Below are 2518 nucleotides of genomic sequence, written 5' to 3' on the forward strand. Positions count from 1 at the left end.
CCCGGGTCACGATCGGGTCGGGCACCGCCGCGTCCAGGGGATCTTCCCGCCGTGTCCTGCGTGACTGCAGCATGTTCAGGCACACCCGCGCCACCACCGTCGTCAGCCAGCCGCCCAGGTTCTCGACGGTGTCGGCGTCGGTGCGGCTCAGTCGCAGCCAGGATTCCTGCACGGCGTCCTCGGCTTCGCCGATCGAGCCGAGCATCCGGTAGGCCACTGCACGCAGGCGCGTGCGATGGGCCTCGAACTGCTGCGCCAGCACGTCGTTCTCGTTCATCGGTCACATCCCCTCGGTCTCGGTCCGTCAACTGTGTGACCGGCGAAACGCGGCCGATGTGACGACGGCGCGTCGTCCGTGTCCCTCTGATGCGCGCAATGCATCCAGTTTCCCTGGTTCCGCTGTCCGATAGGGCCGTGGTTAACTGAAATGACGCTCACAGTCTCTGAAGGGCTGGACGGCATGTGGAAAGCGCAGCAGGTCGGACGTCTGTTTCTCGTCTCGGTACTCGCGGCACTGGCCGTGTGCGGGGTGAGCGCCACCGCGTCAGCGCACGCCCCGGCAGTCACCGGGAAGGTCGTCGCGCCGACACTCTCCCCCGCGAGCGGACAGGTCGTCGGCATCGCGCATCCTGTCGTCGTCCGGTTCACGTCGCCGGTGCCCGATCGCGTGCTCGCCGAGCGTGGTGTCCGGATCACTCCGTCGACAGCGGTGCCCGGGCAGTTCTCCTGGATCGACGACCGCACCGTGCAGTGGACGCCGGCGCACTTCTGGCCGGCCCAGACCCGGGTGACCGTCGAGGCCGCGGGCGCGAGGTCGCAGTTCCAGGTGGGTGACGCACTCGTCGCCGTCGCGAACACGACGACCCACCAGTTCACGGTCAGCATCAACGATCAGGTCGTGCAGACCATGCCGGCGTCCATGGGCAAACCCGGATACGAGACACCGCTCGGGACGTTCCCCGTCATCGAACAGTTCCGCGACATGGTCATGGATTCGTCGACGTACGGCGTCCCGATCGATGACGAGGAGGGCTACCGCCTCTACGTCGAGTACGCCACCCGCATCACGTGGGGTGGGATCTTCGTGCACGCCGCACCGTGGTCGGTGAACTCTCAGGGCTTCGAGAACGTCAGCCACGGCTGCATCAATCTCAGCACCGAGAACGCCCGGTGGTTCTACGACAACGCGAAGATCGGCGACCCGGTCATCGTCACCGATTGAGTAGCGAGCCGGAGACACAGAAAAGGCGGCTTCCCGTTTCCGGGAAACCGCCTTTTCTGATCATCTGGTCGGGCTGACAGGATTTGAACCTGCGACCACTTGACCCCCAGTCAAGTGCGCTACCAAGCTGCGCCAMAGCCCGTCCACACCCTCGTTCAGGTGCTCGATGAGATTACATCAGGGGCAGTCCGTAACGCTAATCGCCTGGTCAGAGCGCATTCTGTCGGATCAGCGGTTTCGCCGCTCACGCTTTTCCCGCACCCGCACCGAGATGCGGACGGGGCTGCCGTCGAAATTGAACTCCTCGCGCAGACGCCGCTCCAGGAACCGGCGGTAGCCCGCCTCGAGGAACCCGGTCGTGAACAGCACGAACGTCGGCGGGCGTGTTCCGGCCTGCGTGGCGAACATCACGCGAGGCAGCCGGCCACCACGCATCGGCGGCGGAGTGGCGGCAATGACTTCCTTGAGCCAGGTGTTGAGCCGGCCCGTGGGAATGCGCTTGTCCCAGGACTCCAATGCGGTGTCCAGGGCGGGGACGAGCTTCTGCACCGCGCGCCCCGTCTGCGCCGAGATGTTGACGCGCTGCGCCCACGGCACCCGCACCAGGTCCCGGTCGACCTCTCGGTCGAGCTGGAGGCGCCGGTCCTCGTCGACGAGATCCCACTTGTTGAACGCGATGACGAGGGCCCGGCCAGCGTCCGCCACCATGCTCAGCACGCGCAGGTCCTGCTCCGAGATCGGCTCGGATGCGTCGATCAGCAGAATCGCGACCTCGGCGGCCTCGATGGCGCTCTTCGTCCGCAGCGACGCGTAGAACTCGGCGCCGCTGGCGTGGCTGACCCGCTTGCGCAGACCGGCGGTGTCGACGAAACGCCACGGCCTGCCGCCGAGCTCCACGATCGAGTCGACCGGATCGACGGTGGTGCCCGCGACGTTGTGGACCACCGAACGCTCGTCGCCCGACAGCTTGTTCAGCAGGCTCGACTTTCCGACGTTCGGCTTCCCGACCAGAGCCACGCGTCGCGGCCCGCCGCCGGGGATGCCTTCACGCGGGGTCTCCGGGAGCGCGGCGAGCACCTCGTCGAGGAGATCGCCGGTGCCGCGGCCGTGGGTCGCGCTCACCGAGTGCGGCTGTCCGAGACCGAGCGACCACAGTGCGGCCACCTCGGATTCGGTGCGGCCGTCGTCCACCTTGTTGGCAACCAGCAGAACCGGGGTCTTGGACCGGCGCAGCACCTTGGCCACGGCCTCGTCCGTTGCGGTGGCGCCGACCACGGCGTCCACGACGAGGAGGAT

3 protein-coding genes and 1 tRNA gene are annotated in these 2518 nt (G+C 67.2%); 1 reads left to right on the forward strand and 3 read right to left on the reverse strand.

Going from position 1 to position 2518, the window contains the following annotated elements:
- Positions 1–277 (reverse strand): sigma factor (locus AC1D1G_RS44215; protein ID WP_477956827.1); only part of this gene is annotated, 277 nt, incomplete at its 3' end.
- A 183-nt stretch (positions 278–460) separates the two neighbouring features.
- On the opposite strand from AC1D1G_RS44215, the gene AC1D1G_RS44220 reads away from it, so the two are divergent.
- Positions 461–1222: a L,D-transpeptidase gene (locus tag AC1D1G_RS44220; RefSeq protein WP_317570609.1), complete on the forward strand. Its 762-nt coding sequence runs from the start codon at positions 461–463 to the stop codon at positions 1220–1222.
- Positions 1223–1287: 65 nt separating this feature from the next.
- Here the strand turns inward: AC1D1G_RS44220 and AC1D1G_RS44225 are convergent.
- Positions 1288–1364, reverse strand: a tRNA-Pro gene (locus AC1D1G_RS44225).
- An 86-nt stretch (positions 1365–1450) separates the two neighbouring features.
- Positions 1451–2518 (reverse strand): ribosome biogenesis GTPase Der (der, locus tag AC1D1G_RS44230; protein WP_477956828.1); only part of this gene is annotated, 1068 nt, incomplete at its 5' end.

The organism is Rhodococcus sp. P3_B8, assembly GCF_056402775.1.

Excerpts from the sequence above, each read along its gene's own strand:
- AC1D1G_RS44220 (WP_317570609.1), top strand. The coding sequence starts at position 461 with ATGTGGAAAGCGCAGCAGGTCGGACGTCTGTTTCTCGTCTCGGTACTC.